This is a genomic window from Streptomyces sp. NPDC059900, assembly GCF_050270335.1.
GTDB lineage: Bacteria > Actinomycetota > Actinomycetes > Streptomycetales > Streptomycetaceae > Streptomyces.
Genome location: NZ_JBNNJZ010000096.1, coordinates 1 through 21,029, shown reverse-complemented (window position 1 = coordinate 21,029; position 21,029 = coordinate 1). Strand labels below are relative to the sequence as shown.

19 protein-coding genes and 1 riboswitch are annotated in these 21,029 nt (G+C 70.4%); of the genes, 9 read left to right on the top strand and 10 right to left on the bottom strand.

What is annotated here, in order from left to right; genetic code table 11:
- Nucleotides 1–274: 274 nt before the first annotated feature.
- Nucleotides 275–2,371 carry an ATP-binding protein gene (locus ACQKIP_RS16330; RefSeq protein WP_365860309.1) on the top strand — a complete coding sequence of 699 codons (2,097 nt, stop codon included), beginning with the start codon at nt 275–277 and terminating at the stop codon, nt 2,369–2,371.
- Nucleotides 2,372–2,422: 51 nt separating this feature from the next.
- Here the strand turns inward: ACQKIP_RS16330 and groL are convergent, their stop codons facing one another.
- From groL to thrC, 4 genes are all read right to left on the bottom strand, one after another.
- Nucleotides 2,423–4,048, bottom strand: coding sequence for a chaperonin GroEL (groL, locus tag ACQKIP_RS16325; RefSeq protein WP_361194440.1), 1,626 nt, complete (start codon nt 4,046–4,048; stop codon nt 2,423–2,425).
- 336 nt (nt 4,049–4,384) lie between these two features.
- Nucleotides 4,385–4,588, bottom strand: a complete 204-nt coding sequence (locus tag ACQKIP_RS16320; protein ID WP_005315736.1) for a cold-shock protein — start codon at nt 4,586–4,588, stop codon at nt 4,385–4,387.
- 424 nt (nt 4,589–5,012) lie between these two features.
- A complete protein-coding gene (locus ACQKIP_RS16315; protein ID WP_361194437.1) occupies nt 5,013–5,288 on the bottom strand; it encodes a MoaD/ThiS family protein in 276 nt (91 codons plus the stop codon).
- A gap of 111 nt (nt 5,289–5,399) precedes the next feature.
- Complete coding sequence (gene thrC, locus ACQKIP_RS16310) at nt 5,400–6,716, bottom strand: threonine synthase (RefSeq protein WP_365860308.1); 1,317 nt, start codon at nt 6,714–6,716, stop codon at nt 5,400–5,402.
- Between the two features lie 17 nt (nt 6,717–6,733).
- Nucleotides 6,734–6,868: riboswitch (SAM riboswitch) on the bottom strand.
- A 166-nt stretch (nt 6,869–7,034) separates the two neighbouring features.
- On the opposite strand from thrC, the gene ACQKIP_RS16305 reads away from it, so the two are divergent.
- The 3 genes from ACQKIP_RS16305 (at nt 7,035) to ACQKIP_RS16295 (ending at nt 9,847) form a co-directional block, all read left to right on the top strand.
- Complete coding sequence (locus ACQKIP_RS16305) at nt 7,035–7,979, top strand: glucosyl-3-phosphoglycerate synthase (RefSeq protein ID WP_365860307.1); 945 nt, start codon at nt 7,035–7,037, stop codon at nt 7,977–7,979.
- A gap of 83 nt (nt 7,980–8,062) precedes the next feature.
- The gene (locus tag ACQKIP_RS16300) at nt 8,063–8,347 is read left to right on the top strand and encodes a hypothetical protein (RefSeq protein ID WP_365860306.1); all 285 of its coding nucleotides are present in this window, start codon (nt 8,063–8,065) and stop codon (nt 8,345–8,347) included.
- Nucleotides 8,348–8,431: 84 nt separating this feature from the next.
- Nucleotides 8,432–9,847, top strand: a complete 1,416-nt coding sequence (locus ACQKIP_RS16295) for an alpha,alpha-trehalose-phosphate synthase (UDP-forming) (protein WP_365860305.1) — start codon at nt 8,432–8,434, stop codon at nt 9,845–9,847.
- A gap of 245 nt (nt 9,848–10,092) precedes the next feature.
- Here ACQKIP_RS16295 and otsB read toward each other — a convergent pair whose 3' ends face one another.
- From otsB to ACQKIP_RS16280, 3 genes are read right to left on the bottom strand one after another with little or no spacing between them, the layout of a single operon-like run.
- Nucleotides 10,093–10,944, bottom strand: a complete 852-nt coding sequence (gene otsB, locus ACQKIP_RS16290; RefSeq protein ID WP_365860304.1) for a trehalose-phosphatase — start codon at nt 10,942–10,944, stop codon at nt 10,093–10,095.
- 28 nt (nt 10,945–10,972) lie between these two features.
- Nucleotides 10,973–11,233 (bottom strand): DUF3263 domain-containing protein, encoded by a 261-nt coding sequence (locus tag ACQKIP_RS16285; RefSeq protein WP_361194426.1) that lies wholly within the window; start codon nt 11,231–11,233, stop codon nt 10,973–10,975.
- A 10-nt stretch (nt 11,234–11,243) separates the two neighbouring features.
- Nucleotides 11,244–12,461, bottom strand: a complete 1,218-nt coding sequence (locus ACQKIP_RS16280; RefSeq protein ID WP_365860482.1) for an ABC transporter substrate-binding protein — start codon at nt 12,459–12,461, stop codon at nt 11,244–11,246.
- Nucleotides 12,462–12,718: 257 nt separating this feature from the next.
- Between ACQKIP_RS16280 and ACQKIP_RS16275 the strand changes: the two genes are divergently transcribed.
- The 4 genes from ACQKIP_RS16275 to ACQKIP_RS16260 all read left to right on the top strand — a co-directional run bounded on the left by ACQKIP_RS16275 (nt 12,719) and on the right by ACQKIP_RS16260 (nt 16,843).
- Nucleotides 12,719–13,681 (top strand): ROK family protein, encoded by a 963-nt coding sequence (locus tag ACQKIP_RS16275; RefSeq protein WP_365860303.1) that lies wholly within the window; start codon nt 12,719–12,721, stop codon nt 13,679–13,681.
- A complete protein-coding gene (gene nagA, locus ACQKIP_RS16270) occupies nt 13,681–14,823 on the top strand; it encodes an N-acetylglucosamine-6-phosphate deacetylase (RefSeq protein WP_365860302.1) in 1,143 nt (380 codons plus the stop codon). Before ACQKIP_RS16275 ends, nagA begins: the two co-directional genes overlap by 1 nt.
- Nucleotides 14,824–14,979: 156 nt before the next feature.
- Complete coding sequence (locus ACQKIP_RS16265; protein WP_365860301.1) at nt 14,980–15,912, top strand: 1-phosphofructokinase family hexose kinase; 933 nt, start codon at nt 14,980–14,982, stop codon at nt 15,910–15,912.
- Nucleotides 15,913–15,994: 82 nt separating this feature from the next.
- Nucleotides 15,995–16,843, top strand: a complete 849-nt coding sequence (locus ACQKIP_RS16260) for a class II fructose-bisphosphate aldolase (RefSeq protein WP_365860300.1) — start codon at nt 15,995–15,997, stop codon at nt 16,841–16,843.
- Nucleotides 16,844–16,876: 33 nt separating this feature from the next.
- Here the strand turns inward: ACQKIP_RS16260 and ACQKIP_RS16255 are convergent, their stop codons facing one another.
- Together ACQKIP_RS16255 and cdgB are read right to left on the bottom strand one after the other, a co-directional pair.
- Nucleotides 16,877–17,866 (bottom strand): carbohydrate-binding protein, encoded by a 990-nt coding sequence (locus ACQKIP_RS16255; protein WP_365860299.1) that lies wholly within the window; start codon nt 17,864–17,866, stop codon nt 16,877–16,879.
- Nucleotides 17,867–17,941: 75 nt separating this feature from the next.
- A complete protein-coding gene (gene cdgB, locus ACQKIP_RS16250) occupies nt 17,942–19,615 on the bottom strand; it encodes a diguanylate cyclase CdgB (protein WP_365860298.1) in 1,674 nt (557 codons plus the stop codon).
- A gap of 442 nt (nt 19,616–20,057) precedes the next feature.
- On the opposite strand from cdgB, the gene ACQKIP_RS16245 reads away from it, so the two are divergent.
- Nucleotides 20,058–20,549: a flavin reductase family protein gene (locus ACQKIP_RS16245; RefSeq protein WP_427743258.1), complete on the top strand. Its 492-nt coding sequence runs from the start codon at nt 20,058–20,060 to the stop codon at nt 20,547–20,549.
- 172 nt (nt 20,550–20,721) lie between these two features.
- Here the strand turns inward: ACQKIP_RS16245 and ACQKIP_RS16240 are convergent.
- A partial coding sequence (locus ACQKIP_RS16240) for an aminoacyl-tRNA hydrolase (RefSeq protein WP_427743251.1) occupies nt 20,722–21,029 on the bottom strand: 308 nt, incomplete at its 5' end.

Below are 21,029 nucleotides of genomic sequence, written 5' to 3'. Positions count from 1 at the left end.
GACGGTTATGGCCCGGCCCTACCCCGAAACTCACGCTCCGTGACGGGTGATGGTCACTATGGCCCACTGGCGCCTCCCTCCGTGTGGGGTTGATCGGAGTAGGCGGTAGATGACCAGGCCTGACCCCGAAGTGCGGTGACAGGAGCGGCTTGCACGGAGAAACGGGCATCTCACGACATCCGCGGGACCGGCGCCGTGACGGAGAGCAGACTCACGAACGGTAAGCAGCGACGGCCGGGCCCAAAAGTCCGCGCGTCCGGGCGGGGAGGCCACCATGCGTGAATCCGTGCAAGGCAGACAGGGCGGAAACCTGCCGGACGAGACGACGAGCTTCGTCGGACGCGGGGCCGAACTGCGGGCCATCGCACAAGCCGTCTCCCAAGTCCGGCTGGTGACGCTGACCGGCGTGGGCGGCGTGGGCAAGACCCGCCTGGCACAGCGCGCCGGAGCCGAACTGCGGGACGGCTTCCCCGACGGGGTGTGGCTGGTCGGCCTCGCCCAGCTGAGCGAACCGGCCCTCCTGCCCCTCGCCCTGTACGAGGCCCTGCGCCTTGCCGACCAGAGCACCCGGACCGCGAGCGAGGTGGTGGTCGACTGGCTGGCCGACAAGAGGCTGCTGCTGATCCTGGACTGCTGCGAACATCTGACCGCCGACTGCGCCGACTTCGTACGAACCCTGCTGGTCACCGCCCCCGGAGTACGCGTCCTGGCGACCAGCCGCCGCCCCCTGGCCCTGCGGGGAGAACAGCCGATCGTCGTTCCTCCGCTGCCTGTCGACGCCGGCGGCACACAACCCTCCGACGCATCACTGCTGTTCATGGAACGCGCGGGTGTCACCAGGGAGGACGGCACAGCGGTGGCGGAGATCTGCGCGCACCTGGAGGGCATCCCCCTCGCCATCGAACTGGCCGCCGCCCGCCTGCCCGAGATGGACCTCGACGCACTGCGCCGGCGCCTGCACGCCCGCTACGAAACGCTCGGCCACCCCTCTCCGGGCATGTGGCACGGCGAGAGCGACCCCCGGCACCTGACCCTGCGCACGGCCATCGGCTGGAGCCACGAACTGTGCACTCCGCAGGAGCGGCTTGCCTGGGCCCGCCTCTCCGTGTTCGCCGACGGCTTCGAGCTGGAGGCGGCCGAACTGGTCTGCGCCGGGGGCCCGCTGGGCAGCGCACAGATCGGCGGGCTCCTCTCCGCGCTGGTGGACAAGTCGCTCCTGCGATCGACGAAGACCCGGCGCGGCCTGCGCTACTCGATGCTGGACACCGTCCGGGAGTACGGCGAGGACTGGCTGCGGAACCTCGGCGAGGAACGACTCCTTTCGGAGCGGCACCGGGACTACTACCGCTGGCTCGCCCGCACCGGCGGCCGGCAGTGGGCGGGACCCGACCAGGTGGCCTGGTACGAGCGTTGCACGGCCGAGCACGCCAACCTGCGTGCGGCCCTCGAGAGCTGCCTGGCCGACGCGGACCCGCGCGACAGCCTGGAGATGACCGGCAGTCTGTGGTTCTTCTGGTTCTGCTGCGGCTTCCAGCGCGAAGGCCGCCACTACCTGGACCGTGCCCTCGCCAAGTCCCCTTGTCCCGGCCCGGGACCCGGCCCCGGGCCGGAACGCTTCTGGGCCCTGTGGACCCAGGGCGTGGTGGCCTTCACGCAGGGCGACCTCGAAACCACCGGCCGGCTGGTGGACCTCTGCAATCCGCTGGCGGACCGGCTCGGCGATCCGGCGGCGGTCGACGCCGCCCGCTACCTCGAAGGGACCTGGCTGACGCTGAGCGGCCGGTCGGCGCATGCGCTCGGCGTTGTCGCACCAGCGGCCGGTTCGCCCGGCTGCGGCGGCGGTTCACCCGCCGTCAAACTCCTCCTGCTCTCCACCGTGACCTTCGCCCATCTCCGTCTCGGCGACTTCGACCGGGCCGCCGTGGCCGCCGCCACCCTGCACGAGGAGTGCGAGCGGCACGGCGAGCAGTGGATGCGCAGTTTCGCCTTCTACCTGCTGGCCGGAACCGCTCTCGGCAACGGCGACCCGTCCTCGGCGGTGCGGCACGCCCGCGACGGCCTGGCGATCAAATGGCGGCTCCACGACATCCTCGGTGCCGCCCTGAGCGTCGACATGCTGACCTCGGCCATGGACGACCCCGAGCAGACCGCGCGGCTGCTCGGGATCTCCGATGTGCTGTGGCGCTCCGTCGGCGTCGCTCAGCTGGGAAATCTGGACCTCGTGACCGCCCGCCGGGCCTGCGAGCGCCGGGTCCGCGACACCATCGGCGACCTGGCGTACGAGGCCGCCTTCCGCAAAGGCCTGGAGACCGGCATCGACGAGGGCATCGCCTATGCCCTGGCAACGCCCGAGGGCGGCACCCCTTCGTGAGAAGGAGTGCCGCCCTCGGTACGTACGGGACGTCGATCAACCAGAGGTCGATCAGAAGTCCATGTCACCGCCCGGCATGCCGCCGCCGGCCGGGGCAGCGCCCGCCTTCTCCGGCTTGTCGGCGATGACGGCCTCGGTGGTGAGGAACAGCGCGGCGATGGACGCGGCGTTCTGCAGGGCAGAGCGCGTGACCTTCGCCGGGTCGAGGATGCCCTCGGCGATCATGTCGACGTACTCACCGGTCGCGGCGTTCAGGCCGTGGCCGACGGTGAGGTTGCGGACCTTCTCGACGACGACGCCGCCCTCAAGGCCGCCGTTGACGGCGATCTGCTTGAGCGGGGCCTCCAGGGCGAGCTTCACGGCGTTGGCGCCGGTCGCCTCGTCACCCTCGAGCTCCAGCTTCTCGAAGACGGCGGCGGCCTGCAGCAGCGCCACGCCACCACCGGCGACGATGCCCTCTTCGACGGCCGCCTTCGCGTTGCGAACGGCGTCCTCGATGCGGTGCTTGCGCTCCTTGAGCTCGACCTCGGTCGCGGCACCGGCCTTGATGACCGCAACACCGCCGGCGAGCTTCGCCAGGCGCTCCTGCAGCTTCTCGCGGTCGTAGTCGCTGTCCGAGTTCTCGATCTCGGCGCGGATCTGGTTGACGCGACCCTGGACCTGGTCGCTCTCGCCGGAGCCGTCGACGATCGTGGTCTCGTCCTTGGTGATGACGACCTTGCGGGCGCGGCCGAGCAGGTCGAGACCGGCGTTCTCCAGCTTGAGGCCGACCTCCTCGGAGATGACGGTGCCACCGGTGAGGATGGCGATGTCGCCGAGCATGGCCTTGCGGCGGTCACCGAAGCCGGGCGCCTTGACGGCGACGGACTTGAAGGTGCCACGGATCTTGTTGACGACCAGGGTCGACAGGGCCTCGCCCTCGACGTCCTCGGCGATGATCAGCAGCGGCTTGCCGGACTGCATGACCTTCTCGAGGAGCGGAAGGAGGTCCTTCACGTTCGAGATCTTCGAGTTCACGATCAGGATGTACGGGTCGTCGAGCGACGCCTCCATACGCTCCATGTCCGTGGCGAAGTACGCCGAGATGTAGCCCTTGTCGAAGCGCATGCCCTCGGTGAGCTCAAGCTCGAGCCCGAAGGTCTGCGACTCCTCGACGGTGATGACGCCTTCCTTGCCGACCTTGTCCATGGCCTCGGCGATGAGCTCGCCGATCTGGGTGTCGGCGGCGGAGATGGAGGCGGTCGAAGCGATCTGCTCCTTGGTCTCCACGTCCTTGGCCTGCTCGAGCAGGGCGCCCGAGACGGCCTCGACGGCCTTCTCGATGCCGCGCTTGAGGGCCATCGGGTTGGCACCGGCGGCTACGTTGCGCAGGCCCTCGCGGACCAGCGCCTGCGCCAGGACGGTCGCGGTCGTCGTGCCGTCACCGGCGACGTCGTCCGTCTTCTTCGCGACCTCCTTGACCAGCTCGGCGCCGATCTTCTCGTACGGGTCCTCGAGCTCGATCTCCTTGGCGATGGAAACACCATCGTTGGTGATCGTGGGGGCACCCCACTTCTTCTCGAGGACGACGTTGCGACCCTTGGGGCCCAGGGTCACCTTGACGGCGTCGGCGAGCTGGTTCATGCCGCGCTCGAGGCCGCGCCGTGCCTCCTCGTCGAACGCGATGATCTTGGCCATGTGAAGTGGTCCTCCCGGACAGGGGTGGCATGCTCCGGATCGCATCGGTGCCCGCGACGGACGGCCTGCAAGCCTTGTGGTTCCTTGCCCCACCCGGCCTGCGGGCCTCACCGACCCGATCCAAGTTCTGTCACTCTCACTCGGAGAGTGCTAAGCCCAATGATTAGCACTCGACCCCTGCGAGTGCAAGCGCCTCTAGTGGATCCCGGACGTACGGAGGGGGCGCGCGTCCAGGGCGCGGTGCGGCGCACACGCCCGGACGCACGAGGGGCCCGTACCCCTGTCGGGATACGGGCCCCTCGTCACTCGCTAAGTCACTGGTCGATCGCGCCGAGATCAGACGGCGAGCTTGACCATGTCCGCCTGCGGACCCTTCTGGCCCTGCGAGATCTCGAACTCAACTCGCTGACCTTCTTCAAGGGTGCGGTAGCCGTCCATCTGGATCGCGCTGTAGTGGACGAATACATCCGCACCACCGTCGACCGCGATGAAGCCGTACCCCTTCTCCGCGTTGAACCACTTGACGGTGCCCTGAGCCATGCCTAACTCCCCTATTACTGGCCCTTGCACGGACCCGCACTTCGCGGACCCGGGTCAGACCTCACCCCCCCAATGGGTTGTGGAGGCGTGCGCCGGAACGCGTCGACCGCGGCTGAATGTATCTGTCCAACTGCCCTCTGCAACAGGTCAATCAGACGAGAATTCTGGGCACGCCTGATCGGAAATATGCGGAGGATTTACCGGAGTTCAGGGCAAGTCGGGCCGGACAAATGCCACGAGAGGGGCAAATGGGCAGTGCACTTTGGCTGCTTCTTGTCGCCCTCAGGGCGACTTCGTATATGCGCTCGGCACAAACGGGGAAGCTCGCTTCCCAACTGTACCGTGCTCAACCACATGGAATTGCCCCCTCCACTTCTCTCGCGGAGGGGGCAAAGCCGATTACGCAGGGTATTTCTTTAAAGAATCAACCACCGGCGACGGCGGGAATGATCGAGATGCCGGCGCCGTCCGGCGTCGCGGTCTCCAGACCCTGCTCGAAGCGGACGTCGTCGTCGTTCACGTAGACGTTCACGAAGCGCCGCAGCTTGCCCTGGTCGTCCAGGACGCGGGCCGCGATACCGGCGTGGTTCTTCTCCAGGTCGGCAATGACCTCGGAGAGGTTCGCCCCCTCGGCGGCGACCTCGGACTGACCGCCGGTGTAGGTGCGGAGAATGGTGGGGATACGAACGTTCACGCTCATGGGGATCACCTCGGTAGTTCGGGGGCGTGGGGCGCCCCGTCAGGGGCGCGGGGAACTGCGCGACCAGCCACGACGGTCCGCAGACGGAGGAAGGCTCAGGCCCTGCGGCGGTTAACCGGCAAGACCCGCGGCGCGAAACGCGTCAAGGTTGGGCTTGATCGTCGCGGTCGCCTGAGAGGTCTCGGCAACAGCGTCCAGGGTCTTGAGGCCATCACCGGTGTTCAGCACCACGGTGGTGAGCGCCGGGTCGATGAGACCGGCCTCGATCAGCTTCTTCGTGACGCCCACCGTCACACCGCCCGCGGTCTCCGCGAAGATGCCCTCGGTCCGCGCGAGCAGCTTGATCGCGTCGACGACCTGCTCGTCGTTCACGTCCTCCACCGCACCGCCCGTACGGCGCGCGATGTCCAGGACGTACGGCCCGTCGGCGGGGTTGCCGATGGCGAGCGACTTGGCGATGGTGTCCGGCTTCTGCGGGCGCACGACGTCGTGCCCGGCCTTGAAGGCGGTGGACACCGGCGAGCACCCCTCGGCCTGCGCTCCGAAGATCTTGTAGGGCTTGTCCTCGACGAGCCCGAGCTTGATGAGCTCCTTGAGGCCCTTGTCGATCTTCGTGAGCTGCGATCCGGAGGCGATCGGGATGACCAGCTGGTCGGGAAGGACCCACCCCAGCTGCTCGCAGATCTCGTACGCGAGGGTCTTGGAACCCTCGCCGTAGTACGGCCGCAGGTTCACGTTCACGAAGCCCCAGCCCTCGCCCAGCGGGTCGCCGATGAGCTCGGAGCAGAAGCGGTTCACGTCGTCGTAGTTGCCCTCGATGCCGACGAGCTCGCCGCCGTACACCGCGGCCATGACGACCTTGCCCTGCTCCAGGTCGTGCGGGATGAACACGCAGGAACGGAAGCCGGCGCGGGCCGCGGCGGCACCGACGGCGCCCGCGAGGTTGCCGGTGGAGGAGCAGGAGAGCGTGGTGAAGCCGAAGGCGCGGGCGGCCTCGATGGCCTGCGCCACGACGCGGTCCTTGAAGGAGTGCGTCGGGTTGCCGGAGTCGTCCTTGACGAACAGCTTGCCCTGCTCGACGCCGAGCTCGCGGGCGAGGTTGTCGGCCTTGACGAGCTTGGTCCAACCGGGGTTGATGTTGGGCTTCTCGGCGACGTCCGCCGGGACGGGAAGGAGCGGGGCGTAGCGCCAGATGTTGTCCGGGCCGGACTCGATCTGCTTGCGCAGCGCCTCGGGGTCACCGGTCGGCAGGTCGTACGCGACTTCGAGCGGGCCGAAACAGGCCTGGCAGGCGAAGATCGGGCCGAGCGGGTAGAGCTCGCCGCACTCGCGGCAGGAGAGGCCGGACGCGGGGCCGAGGTCCACAGAACCCGTGGACGTCGTGGTGGAGGGGGTGGTGTCGTTCGTTGCGACAGTCTGCGCAGCCATGGAGGCGAGGCCCTTTCTCCTCATCTTCCTCGCGACGCATCTCGCCGCGAGACGGAATTGGCACCTTCCCCACCGAGACCTCGCGTGCGCGGTCGGCGGGATGGTTGCCGGGGCTTCAACGGGCCGTATCCCTCTGCCCCTCTGGATGAGCGGTATGGCGCCGGGCTTCAGGGGCCCGGGGCATTTGTTGCGCGATGACCCCGGCATGCGATGGTCATCGGCGTTGTTCAAGACTGTAACCGACGGCCTGGACCCTTGAGATAGTCGTCCGAACCGCGAGATGGATCACATGTAGGCCACACACAGGAGGAGCCCCCCGTGCTGGAAGAGGCCGAGCGCTGGCTGACCAGGCGTTCCTGGTCTGTTGCCGACCGCCCGCTCAGCGCGCTCGTCGCCGCCAAACGGGCGTCGGGAGCCTCGGTGAGTGTCGTCCTGCCCGCGCTCGACGAGGAGGCGACGGTCGGCGAGATCGTCGCCGAGATCCGCCGCGAGCTGGTCGAGAAGGCCGCCCTCGTCGACGAACTCGTGGTGATCGACTCCGGCTCCGCCGACCGCACGGCCGAGGTCGCCGGGGCGGCGGGCGCGCGGGTCGTGCACCGGGACGAGATCCTGCCGCGCATCCCGGCCGTGCCCGGCAAGGGCGAGGTCCTGTGGCGCTCGCTCCTGGTGACCGGCGGCGACATCGTCGCGTTCGTCGACGCGGACCTGAGGGAGTTCTCGGCGGACTTCGTGACGGGGATCGTGGGCCCGCTCCTGACCGAGCCCGACGTGGACTTCGTGAAGGCGATGTACGACCGCCCGCTGGCCGGGACCGACGACCAGGGCGGCCGGGTCACCGAGCTGATGGCGCGCCCGCTGCTCAACATGCACTGGCCCCAACTCGCCGGATTCGTGCAGCCGCTGGGCGGGGAGTACGCGGCGCGCCGGTCCCTCCTTGAGCGGTTGCCGTTCCCCGTCGGGTACGGCGTGGAGCTCGGGCTGCTCGTCGACGCGCTGCACACCGTGGGCCTCGACGCGCTCGCGCAGGTCGACGTCGGGGTGCGCAAGCACCGCCACCAGGACGGGCAGGCGCTCGGCCGGATGGCCGCGGCGATCTACCGGACGGCACAGCTGCGCCTGGCGCGCGGCCATCTCGTACGCCCCGAGCTCATACAGTTCGAACGGGGCGAGCAGGGGTTCGAGCCGCGGACCCATTCGGTCGACACGGAGGAGCGCCCGCCGATGTCCGGCGTCGCGGAGTACACGGCACGCCGCGTGGCGTAACCACTCATCGCCGGGCATTTTGTCTACATTCCCCACTTATGTGGCAAAGACATGCAGTGGGAAGCGCGCGACGCAACGGTCGCATGACCATGGCCACGGTCGGCCTCATGGCAGGACTGCTCGGCGCCGCGGCCGCGCCTGCCTCCGCCGCCCCGGCCGCGGAGGTGCGTCACGGCGCATCGTCGTACGCGAACACCAGGACCGTCGACCGCATCGAACTCACCCCCGCGGACGAGCAGCACAGCGGCCGCGGACAGCTGGCCGACAGCGGCAGCAACTCGGACACGATGCTGTACGCGGGCCTCGCGATCTCCCTGTGCGTCCTGGGCGCGCTCGCGGTGGCGGCGGCACGGAGCAGACGGAACTAGGCCCTTGTCCCTGAACGTATACGGCCGGGTCATCGCGGTCCGGCCGTACGTTTGAGCCCTTCCCGGAAGGGCTAGGTTGCGCACATGGTCTCCGAGCACGCCGCAGCCCAGGTCCTCGTCGCGTCCAACCGCGGCCCCGTCTCGTACGCCCTGGAGGAGAACGGGGAGCTGACGGCCAAGCGGGGCGGCGGCGGACTCGTCTCCGGGCTCAGCGCGATCGGCGACTCCGAGGCCGCGCTGTGGGTGTGCGCGGCACTGGGCGACGGCGACCGGGAGGCCGTGCGGCGCGGGGTCGGCGAGCCCGGCGTGCGGATGCTCGACATCGACGCGGGTTCGCACGAGGGGGTGCACGCCGACGCGTACAACGGAATCGCGAACTCGGTCCTGTGGTTCGTCCACCACATGCTGTACCAGACGCCGCTCGAACCGGCCTTCGGCCCGGAGTTCCGCGCACAGTGGGCGTCGTACGAGACCTACAACCGCGCCTTCGCCGAGGCGCTCGCCGAGAGCGCGGCCGGGGGCGCTGCGGTCCTCGTCCAGGACTACCACCTGGCCCTGGTGCCGGGGATGCTGCGCGAGCTGCGCCCCGACCTGCGCATCGGCCACTTCTCGCACACGCCGTGGGCGCCGGTGGACTACTTCCGGATGCTGCCGGACGACGTCGCCGAGCAGCTGCTCCGCGGCATCCTGGGCGCCGACCGGGCGGCGTTCCTGACGGGGCGGTGGGCGGACGCGTTCAGCGACTGCTGCGTCGCGCTCCTCGGGGGCACGTCGGGGACGCGGATCGGGGTGCACGGGCTCGGGGCCGACGCGGACTTCCTGCGGGAGCGGTCGCGGCGGGAGGACGTGGAGGAGCGGCTCGTCGCGCTGCGGGAGCAGATCGGGGGCTCCGGTTCCGGGGACGGCGATCGGAAGGTGATCGTCCGGGTCGACCGGACCGAGCTCTCCAAGAACATTGTGCGGGGCTTGCAGGCGTACCGGGAGCTGCTCGCCACGCGGCCCGAGTGGCGGGAGCGGGTCGTGCATGTCGCGTTCGCGTATCCGTCGCGGCAGGATCTCGCGGTGTACCGCGACTACACCGCCTCCGTGCAGAGGCTGGCGGACGAGATCAACTCCGAGTTCGGGGTGGAGGGTTGGACGCCGGTCGTCCTGCACGTGAAGGACGACTTCGCGCGCTCGCTCGCGGCGTACCGTCTCGCCGACGTGGCCCTGGTGAACCCCATCCGGGACGGGATGAACCTGGTGGCCAAGGAGGTTCCGGTCGTCTCCGACGAGGGGTGCGCGCTGGTCCTCTCCCGGGAGGCGGGGGCGTACGAGGAGTTGGGCGAGGATGCGGTGGTGGTGAATCCGTATGACGTGACGGCTACGGCTGCCGCCCTGCATACGGCGCTGACGATGCCTCTGGCGGAGCGCGCGGAACGCACGAAGCGCCTCGCCGCGGCGGCCACGGCCCTCCCCCCGGCCCAGTGGTTCCTGGACCAGCTCCGCGCCCTGGGGTAAGGAATTTTCCCCAACCCCGCCCCTTCCCGGCTGCATCCATTGGCGGCTGCGCCGCGCAGGGGGCTCCGCCCCCAGACCCCCGGTCCTCAATCGCCGGACGGCTGAAAGATCACCCCGGACCGGCGGATATCTCAGCCCGTCCGGCGTTTGAGGACGAACTCGGCGGAGCCGGTGATGACGGCACGCAAGGCCCTCGCGCCGGCGAGTTAGCGGGAAGGGGCGGGGTTGGGGACTAATCCTTGCGGTCAGGACAGCCGGGCGGCGATTGCTGACAGCAGGGTCACGACCCCCTCGGGGCCGTCCACCACGAGGTCCGCCCGCTCGGCAAGCTCCACCACCTCCGAGCTGCCACTGCACACCAACAGCCCCCGCACCTGATCAGAACGCAGCTTCTCCACCGCCGCGAAAGCGGGAAGGTCACCCAGATCGTCCCCCGCGTAGAGGACACTCTCCGCGCCCACCTCACGGACGTACTCAGCAAGGGCAACCCCCTTGTCCATCCCCGGCGGACGCAACTCAAGGACAAGCCGCCCCGGTTCGACGATCAGACCGTGGCGGGACGCCAGCTCCGCGAGCGGATCGCGCAACGCCTCGAACGCGGCCTGCGGATCCCGCGCCCGGCGGGTATGGACGGCGACCGCCCGCCCCTTCTCCTCGATCCAGGTACCGCGCCACGCCCCGATCCCGTCCAGGAACCCGGGCAACTCGGCCCGCACGGCCGCCACCCCGGGGTGCGGATCAGCCGCATGAACCGCAGAGGACACCGCGTCCCAGCGCTCGGCACCGTAATGCCCGAGCACGACGAGGTGTTCGAGCCCCGGCACCCCCGCAAGGCCGCCGTACCGCACCGCGACTCCCGCGGGCCGCCCCGTCACCACCGCGACGGACCGCACCTTCGGCGCGAGCGCGGCGAGGGCGGGAACGGCGCCGGGATGGGCGCGGGCCTGCTCGGGATCGGGCACGATCGCCGCGAGCGTGCCGTCGAAGTCGAGCGCGATCACAGCCTTCCCGGGCCGCGCGAGAAGCGCGGCAAGACCCTCGCGCCCGGCGGGAGTCACGGGCTCGGGCAGCTCGGAAGAGTACTCGGGGTCACCCATGCGCCAGACCCTACGCCCGCCCCTGCGCTCAACGCTCCCCGCGCCGGGACTCCCTGACCCGCCGGAGCCGGTTGACGGTCACCGGATCGTGCGCGAGGGCGCGTGGGTCGTCGAGCAGGGCGTTCAGGAGCTGGTAGTAGCGGACCGGCACCAGACCGAGCTGCTCGCGGACGGCGCGCTCCTTGGCTCCGGGACCGGCCGCCCAGTCCCGCCGCTCCAGGGCGAGGATCGCGCGATCACGCTCGGAGAGGCCGGTGTCCGGGAAAGCGTCGTCCGTGCCATGGCTCATGCCCGACACGCTATTCCGAGTTCTCCTCGGTCGCCGCCTTGGACTGGATCTGGCTCAGGATCGACTGCGGATTGCCGTTCGGGCCGACGGCCTTGCCGATGTATTTCTTGACCTCGACGGAGACCTGCGCCCAGGACGTCTTGCCCACGGGGTACAGCTGCGAGGTGGGCAGCTCGTCGAGGAACTCGGCGAGCGCCTTGTCGTTCTTGTTGCCCGTCATCTCCTGCGCGGCGGAGGTGGTCACGGGCAGCAGGTCGTACTCGCGGGAGAAGTCCAGGACGTTCTTCGTGCTGTAGGCGAAGTCGAGGAACTTGCCGATCTCCTCGCGGTTGCCGTGCTGCTTGAAGGCCATCATCCAGTCGGCGACGCCCATCGTGGCCTGCGCGTGGCCGTTCACGCCGGGCATCGGCACCATGCCGTACTTCACGCCCTTCTTCGCGGCCATCTGCATCAGCGTGGGGTGGCCGTTGAGCATGCCCACGTCGCCACGCGTGAAGGCGGCGAAGGCCTCGGCGCGGTCGAGTTCGGCGGGCGGCGTGGCGCCGGTCAGGCCCTTGCCGACGAGATCGTCCTTCAGCCAGGTGAAGGTCTTCACGTTCTGCGTGGAGTCGATGTCGTACGAGCCGACGTTGTCGGTGTAGCCGCCGCCACCGCTGAGCAGCCACTGCATCGTCTCGGCCTGCGCCTCTTCCGAGCCGAGCGGCAGGGCGTAGGGGATCTTCACGCCGCGTTCCTTGAGGACCTTGGCGTCGGCCGCCAGGTCGGTCCAGCTCTGCGGCGGGGTGAGGTTGGCGTCCTTGAAGATCTTCTCGTTGTAGAAGAGCAGGCGCGTGGAGGAGGCGAACGGCATGCCGTACTGGACGCGCTTGACCTCGCCCGCGTCGGCGAGGGGGGCCATGAAGTCGGCCTGGGTGGCGATGGAGACCAGGTCTTCGGCGCGGTACAGCTTGTCCTGTGCGGCGTAGTCGGCGTAGGCGCCGATCTGGGCCATGTCGGGGGCGTCGCCCGCCTTGACCATTTCCTTGACCTTGCGGTCCACGTCGGTCCACGAATAGACCTCGACGTCGATCTTGATGCCGGGGTTCGCGGCCTCGAACTTCTCGGAGAGCTTGTCCCAGTACTTCTGGGAGCTGTTCTCCTTGGAGTCGCCGTAGTCGGCTGCCACCAGCTTGAGGGTGACGTCGCCGGAGTCGGCGGGACCGCCGCAGCCGGCGAGCGTTGCCGCCATGCCCAGTGCGGCTATCGCCGCGGTCAGTCCTGTCGCGCGCCGCTGCACAGCTGTTCCCACCCTCGATGATCTACGTGAACTGCGATTTTCTCCCGTGTACGCACACGAGGTCTACACCACCTCAGTATCGCTTGTGCAACGGCGTGCTCCGGCCACGGCTCCACCGCCGGACGACCGACCCCCGAAAGGAGCTTTTGGGCGGGGCAAACCCCAAAGTGGACTAGACCTCTCGCAAGTGACGCGCGAGACTGTTCCCCGTGAGACATGTCATCGCCCTCGATGTGGGCGGCACCGGAATGAAGGCCGCCCTGGTCGGGGCGGACGGCGCGCTCCTGTACGAGGCGCGGCGGGCCACCGGCCGGGAGCGCGGGCCCGACGCCGTGGTCGAGTCCATCCTCGACTTCGCCGCCGACCTCCGCGCCCACGGGATCAAGCACTTCGGGGAGCCCGCCGCAGCGGCCGGCGTCGCGGTCCCCGGAATCGTCGACACCGAGCACGGCACAGCGGTCTACGCCGCGAACCTCGGCTGGCGCGACGTCCCCATGCGCGAGCTGCTCAGCCGCAGGCTGGAAGGCATCCCCGTGGCCCTGGGCCACGACGTCCGCACCGGCGGCCTCGCCGAGGGCCGCATCGGCGCGGGCAAGGGCGCCGACCGGTTCCTCTTCGTGCCGCTCGGCACAGGCATCGCCGGCGCCATCGGCATCGGCGGCGGCATAGAACCCGGCGCCCACGGCTCGGCGGGCGAGATCGGGCACATCATCGTGCGCCCCGGCGGCCCGCCCTGCGGCTGCGGCCAGCGCGGCTGCCTTGAGCGTCTCGCGTCGGCCTCCGCGGTGAGCGAGGCCTGGGCCGCGGCCAGCGGCGACCCGGACGCGGACGCCGCGGACTGCGCGAAGGCCGTGGAGTCCGGCGACCCCCGCGCACGGGAGGTCTGGCAGAACGCCGTCGACGCGCTCGCGGACGGCCTCATCACCGCCCTCACCCTCCTGGACCCGCACACCCTGATCATCGGTGGCGGTCTCGCCGAGGCCGGGGAAACGTTGTTCACGCCCCTGCGGGCGGCCATGACGGCACGCATCGTCACGTTCCAGACCCAGCCGCTCATCGTCCCGGCCGCCCTCGGCGACACCGCCGGGTGCCTGGGCGCGGGCCTGCTCGCCTGGGACCTCCTCGGAGGAACCGACCCCGACCCCGCCCGATCCACGGAGGTAACCGCCTGATGGCCACTAGCAAAATCCTCGCCGGTGCTCAGGTGGTCCTGCCCACCGGGACCGTCACCGGCGGCCGGGTGATCGTCGACGGCGCGCGCATCGGAGGGAGCGCTCCCGGGGATGCCGAGGTCATCGACCTCGCCCCCGACCACTGGGTCGTCCCCGGATTCGTCGACATCCACAACCACGGCGGCGGCGGTGCCTCCTTCACCTCCGGCACCGTCGAGGACGTGCTCAAGGGCATTCACACCCACCGCCTGCACGGCACCACGACCGTCGTCGCGTCGACCGTCACCGGCGAGATGGACTTCCTCGCCCAGCGCGCGGGCATGCTGAGCGAACTGGCCGAACAGGGCGACCTCGCGGGCATCCACTTCGAGGGCCCGTTCATCTCGCCGTGCCGCAAGGGCGCGCACAGCGAGGCGCTGCTGCGCGACCCCGACCCCGCCGACGTGCGCAAGCTGATGGACGCGGCCCGCGGCCAGGCGAAGATGTTCACGCTCGCCACCGAACTGCCGGGCGGCATCGACTCCGTACGCCTCCTGGCCGAGCACGGCGTGATCGCGGCCATCGGCCACACGGACGCGTCGTACGAGCAGACGATGGAGGCCATCGACGCGGGCGCCACCGTCGCCACGCACCTCTACAACGCGATGCCGGGCCTCGGGCACCGCGAGCCGGGCCCGATCGCCGCGCTCCTGGAGGACGAGCGGATCACGGTCGAGCTGATCAACGACGGCACGCATCTGCACCCCGCCTCGTTCGAACTGGCCTTCCACCACGCGGGCGCGGCCCGCACCGCGCTCATCACGGACGCGATGGACGCGGCGGGCTTCGGCGACGGCCGGTACATGCTCGGCCCGCTGGAGGTCGAGGTGAAGGACAGCGTCGCGCGCCTCGTCGAGGGCGGCTCGATCGCGGGCTCAACCCTCACCCAGGACCGCGCCTTCAAGCGCTCGGTGACCGTCGACGGGCTCCCGGTCGGCGACGTCGTGCGCGCCATCTCGGCCAACCCGGCCAGGCTCCTGGGCATGTACGACAGGGTCGGCTCCCTCGAACCCGGCAAGGACGCCGACCTGGTGGTCCTGGACTCGGAGTTCGCCCTCAAGGGCGTCATGCGCAAGGGCGAGTGGGTAGTTACGCCCAATTAGGTCCAACTAGGGTGATTTCACTACACACTGAAAAGGCGTCGAAGAGAAGGCGGTTGGCCCGGACCCCTGGGCCAACCGCCTTCTTTTTGGCATGATCAGCCGCGAAAGAGGACAGCAGGAAGCGCGTTCTCCAGTGATCCCGGGGGTGGGCGGCAAGTGATTCTGACGGTCACGCTGAACGCCGCCCTGGACATCACCTACCGCGTCCCCGCCCTGGTCCCGCACGCCTCGCACCGCGTCACCGAGGTCATCGAACGCCCCGGCGGCAAGGGCCTGAACGTCGCCCGCGTCCTGGCCGCCCTCGGCCACGACGTGACGGTCACCGGCTTCGCCGGCGGCGACACGGGCCGCACCCTGCACGACCGCCTCACGCCCGAGCCCCGCGTCACGGACGCCCTCGTACCCGTCGGGGGCGCGACCCGCCGCACACTCGCCGTCGTCGACGCGGCGACCGGCGACACGACGCAGCTGAACGAACCGGGCCCGGCGATCTCCCCCGCGGAGTGGTCCGCGTTCCAGGAGTCCTACGAAGAACTGCTGCGCCGCGGCGCCGCCGCGGTCGCGCTCTGCGGAAGCCTGCCGCCGGGCGTCCCGGTCGGCGCGTACGCGGTCCTCGTACGGGCCGCGCGGGCCGCCAAGGTCCCCGTCCTCCTGGACACCAGCGGCGAGGCACTGCGCCGCGGCCTGGGCGCCCGCCCCGACATCATCAAGCCGAACGCCGACGAACTGGCCGAGCTGACCGGCTCCCACGAGCCCGCCCAGGCGACCCGCGACGCCCGCCGCAGGGGCGCGCACGCGGTGGTGGCATCGCTCGGCGCCAAGGGCCTGCGCGCCGTCACGCCGGACGGCACCTGGCAGGCGGCCCCGCCCGCCCGGGTGCACGGCAACCCCACGGGCGCCGGTGACTCGGCGGTCGCGGGCCTGCTCTCCGCCCTGGTGGAAGAACTCCCGTGGCCGGACCGCCTCGCCCGGGCCGTGGCCCTCTCCGCGGCGACCGTCGAGGCCCCTGTGGCGGGCGAGTTCGTCCCCGCGACCTACGAAGACCTGCTCGCGCGGGTCGCGGTGACCGGCGAGGCCACCGCGGCGTGATGACGCGCCGCGGCGCAATGGCGCGCCGCACCGCGTGAGCGACGCACAACGGGCCGCTCCGGCCCGGGAATTGGGGACATTCGTGCCACTCGTATCCACCGGTGACCTGGTATCCGACGCACGCGCGGCGGGGCGCGGGGTCGCCGCGTTCAACGTGATCACGCTGGAGCACGCGGAGGCGATCGCGGCGGGCGCCGAGCAGGCGGGCACCCCGGCGATCCTCCAGATCTCGGAGAACGCCGTGAAGTTCCACGGCGGAAGGCTGTCCGCGATCGCCGCGGCGACGGCGGCGGTGGCGAAGGCGTCGTCGGCCCCGCTCTCCCTGCACCTGGACCACGTCATGGACGTGGACCTGCTGCATGCCGCGCACCCCGAGGGCTTCAGCTCGGTGATGTTCGACGCCTCGAAGATGTCGTACGAGCAGAACGTCGGGGCGACCGCGGACGCGGTGCGCTGGGGGCATGAGCGCGGCATCTGGATCGAGGCGGAACTCGGGAAGGTGGGCGGCAAGGAGGGCGAGGCCCCGCTGGACGCGCACGCTCCCGGAGTGCGGACGGACCCGGCGGAGGCCGCGGCTTACGTGGCCGCCACGGGCGTCGACGCGCTCGCGGTGGCGGTCGGTTCATCGCACGCGATGACCGCCCGCACGGCGTCCCTCGACCACGAGCTGATCACCGCCCTGACGAAGGCGGTGCCCGTGCCGCTGGTGCTGCACGGTTCGAGCGGCGTGCCCGACGCGGAGATCCGCGCGGCGGTGGCGGCCGGCATGGTGAAGATCAATGTGGGCACGGCCCTGAACACGGCGTTCACGGGTGCGGTCCGGGAGTACCTGGGCGCCCACGAGACGGGCGTCGACCCCCGGAAATACCTCGTCCCGGCTCGCGAGGCGATGGCCGGGACGGTTGCGGGGTTCCTGGGGTTGCTGAAGTAACCCCGCAGGAACCCCTGTTGTGGGCGTGGGGGGTCAGCCGTTGCTGCCCTCCACGAGCCACATCTGGTCGATGTTCGCCCCGGTCGTGCCGCACAGGTCGCTCTGCGCGCAGGTGAGCGTGATCGCGTTGGTGCCCTTGGTGAGCTGGACGACCGCCCAGGTGTTGGTCCAGCCCTTCTCCCAGTTCCCCTCCTCCGCGCCCGCGAAGTTCTTCATGTTCAGGGGACGGGTCTGCTTCTTGCCGTTCACGAGGATGGTGGCGTTCGAGTCCTTGCCGGGAACGCCGTAGTTCACGCGGAGGCTGTACGAACCGGCCTTCGGGATGCCGTTGACGGTCCACGTCACCTGGGCGCCGACCTTGTCGAACCCGGCGACATAGACACCGCCCTCGGACTTCGCGCCGTCTATGTCCGAAGCCGTGGTCGTGCCGCCCTCCAGCTTCAGGGCCTTCCCGTCCGTCTTCGGGAGGTCGGCCGCCGGCTCCTCGGGCTTCTTCGTCGGCTTCTCGCTGGGCTTGACCGTCTCGCCCTGCGTGGGCTGACCGCCCGCCGCCGCGTCGTCGCCCTTGTCGTCGTCGCCGCCGAAAATCATCGCGGCGCCGATCCCGATGGCCACGACCGCGACGACCGCGATCGCCGCGATCAGGAGGCCCTTCGTGTTGGGGCCGCCGCCACGGCCGCCCGAGCCGCGGGACGCCGGGGTGTACTGCGGCGTCGCGGGGGCGCCGCCGGGCTGCGTCTCCGGAGCGGCGTAGTGCGCGTTCGGCTGGCCGTAGGCCTGCGGCTGCTGCGGCACCTGCTGGCCGTACGCCGGCGCGGCCTGCGTTCCGTAGGCACCCGGCCTGCGGTCGCCGACCGCACGCACCTGGTTGTACGAGGACCGGGGACCCGGGTACCCGTAGCCGCCCCCGCCGCTGGGCGGGGTGGCGCCGGCCGCCTGTCCGTCTTCGTACAGATAGCCGAACGGATCGTCGTCGCCCTCTGGCGGGTTCGGCGTGTGTTCGCCGTTATTGCCGGGCGTCATTCCCAGGTCACTCCCTCACATTGCTGACCGGGGGAGCCTACCCGTTCCGAGTGAGCCCACGGGGTGTCGTTGACCTCATCCGGCCCTCCTGTGCTGCTTGGCACGGGACCGTTTCTCCACGTACATCCGCTGGTCAGCGGAGTGCAACACCTCGTCTGCCGACATCCCGCAGTGGGCCCAGCCGATGCCGAAACTGGCGCCCACCCGGACCGCACGGCCGTCCACCCTGATCGGCGGGATGATCGCGTTGCGCAGCCGCACCGCGAGGTCCTGCGCGTCGGCGCGGCCCAGGCCGTCGGCGAGGACGACGAACTCGTCGCCGCCGAGCCGCGCGACCGTGTCCCCGTCGCGGACGCCGCTGGTCAGCCGCCTGGCGACCTCGATGAGAACCGCGTCACCCGTGTGGTGCCCGAAGCGGTCGTTGATCGACTTGAAGCCGTCGAGGTCGCAGAAGAGCACCGCGAGGCCCTTCGTGCCGTCGTCGGCGTCCCCGGGACCTTCCGGCGGCGCGACCGTGTGCACGTGGTGGTCGAAGCCGTCCCCGCTCTGCTGGAGGCTGTGCGCGGCGTTCGAGCCGTAGTCGAAGCTGTGCTGCCCCTCGGAGTCGTACACGCCGTCGTATGCCGCGTCCAGCGAGTCGACCGCGCTGGGCTGGCCCGCGTGCGGCCTGCGACAGAGCCGGGCGCTGAGGCGGGCGCGCAGCTCGGCGGAGTTAGGCAGCCCGGTGAGGGCGTCGTGCGATGCGCGGTGCGCGAGCTGGAGTTCGCGGCGCTTGCGCTCCTCGACGTCCTCGACATGGGTGAGCAGGAAGCGCGGCCCGTCGGCGGCGTCCGCGACGACGGAGTTGCGCAGGGAAACCCAGACGTACGTCCCGTCGCGGCGGGCGAGGCGCAGCTCGGCACGGCCGCCCTCGGCAGAGGTCCGCAGAAGCGTGCCGATGTCCTCGGGGTGGACCAGGTCGGAGAACGAATAGCGGCGCATCGCGGACGCGGGGCGGCCGAGCAGGCGGCACAGCGCGTCGTTCGTGCGCAGGATGCGGCCGTGCTGGTCGCCGCCCATCTCGGCGATGGCCATGCCGGAGGGGGCGTACTCGAAGGCCTGGCGGAAGGATTCCTCGCTGGCCCGCAGCGCCTGCTGCTCGCGCTCCAGGCGGACCAGGGCGCGCTGCATGTTGGCTCGGAGGCGGGCGTTGCTGATCGCGATGGCGGCCTGGAAGGCGTACATCTGGAGGGCCTCGCGGCCCCAGGCGCCGGGCCTGCGGCCGTTGCGGGGCCGGTCAACGGAGATCACGCCGAGCAGTTCGCCGCCGGACGCGCCCGTCGCGTACATGGGGGCGAAGAGGCGGTCGGCGGGGTGCCACTCGTCCTCGAAGCGGGGCTCGGGGCCGTCGGTGTACCACTGCGGGACGTCGTCCTCGTCGAGGACCCAGCCCTCGGTGTACGAGATGAATCTCAGGGCCCCCCAGGCCTCGCCCATGGCGAGCCGCTTCTCCCAGGCCTCACGCGAGCCGACGCGGCCGGTGATGAGGGCCTCGGCGGCGGTGTTGCCCGCGAAGGCGGCGACGACGAGATCGCCGTCCGGGCGCACGAGATTGACGCACGCCAGTTCATAGCCAAGGCCGTTGACCACGCCGTCGGCGACGGTCTGCAGCGTGTCCGCCAGGCTCCGGGCCGTGTTGAGATCCGCCACCACCTGATGCAGCTGCCGCAGGGTCGCAAGACGGACGTACGGCTCCGACTCGGTCTCCATTGCTCGCTCTCCCCGAGACCTCGACAGCAACTCCAGGATTCGCAGCGCCCTTATTGTTCCCTCAGTACCTGAGTTCTCTCAGTGTCTGATTGCCACCGTCACTGAATCACAGCGAGCAGCTTGCCCGGTACACAGGGTCAACAAAATATGGGTCCTGTGACTCAAGTCACAGGTGAAAAGCCTTCGTTGGTCCAGTCCACTTGCCCGCCGGGCGCCCCGCGCGGGCTCCGGGCGCCTTCTCGGCCCTCGGACCTAGGCCCGGCCTCGGCCCACGGCCCGATGTGACGCCGGGGCGGGCCCGGCTAGCGTCGGGTGCGTGGTTCCCGTACTGAAGACATCCCAGGAGGGCGCTCCCGCGACTCTCCCCGCCTCACCCGCCCCGCGTTCCCCGTCCCCCGACGGGCATCCTGTGGGGGTGAGCAACGAACAGTTCCGCGCCGCCATGTCCCGGCTCGCCGCGGGTGTGGTCCTGGTGACGGCCTGCGAGCCCTCGCTGGACGCGGACGACCCGCACGCACCGGTCGGCGAGGACGTGGGCATGACCGCGACGGCCTTCCTCTCCGTCTCGCTCGACCCGCCGCTGGTGCTGGTCAGCCTGCGTGAGGGCTCCCGGATGGACGATCTGCTCGCCGAGCAGCCGCTGTGGGGCGTCTCCGTGCTCGCCGAGAGCCAGCGCCACATCGCGGGCCGGTTCGCGATGAAGGGCAGGATCAGCGACCGGCTGCTCTTCGAGGACATTTCGTACGTACGGGGTGACGCGTCGGGGGCGCCGCTGATCGGCGGCGCGCTCGCGACCCTGGAGTGCCGGACCGAACAGACGGTTACGGCGGGTGATCACACCCTCGTCATCGGGCGAGTACTTTCGGCTGATCTGCCGAGCGCCGACGGGGGCCCGCTGACGTACTTCAAGGGGAAGTACCGACAGCTGGGCTGACCCTTGTCCGCGAAATTACCGGTGAGTGGACCTTTTTCGCGTCGAGTTTCCCGTCCGTTTTCCCGTCCGGCGGACTTTGCTGACGCACAGTTTGCGGCGGGGCCGCCGCGGACGACTGCCCGGCTCATCGCCCCGGGTGACCGGAGCCCGATGGCCCCGGGTGACCGGGGGCTCAGCCCCAGCCCTCCCCCGAGCGGCCTCGCTTGGTCTGGCTGCGCTGCTTCTTCTCGCGCAGCCGCCGTTCGTTGATACCCCGCGGGATCTTCGTGGCGCGGCGGGGGCGCGGCGGCGGTGCGGTGGCCTCGGCGAGCAGCGAGGCCAGGCGGGTCGCGGCCATCTCGCGGTTGCGCCACTGGGAACGGTGCTCGGAGGCGCGCACGCTGACGACCCCGCCGACAAGGCGGTTCGCGAGCCGCTCCAGGGCGCGCTCCTTCCACACCGGGGGCAGCGCGTCGGTGTTGGCCAGGTCGAACCTCAGCC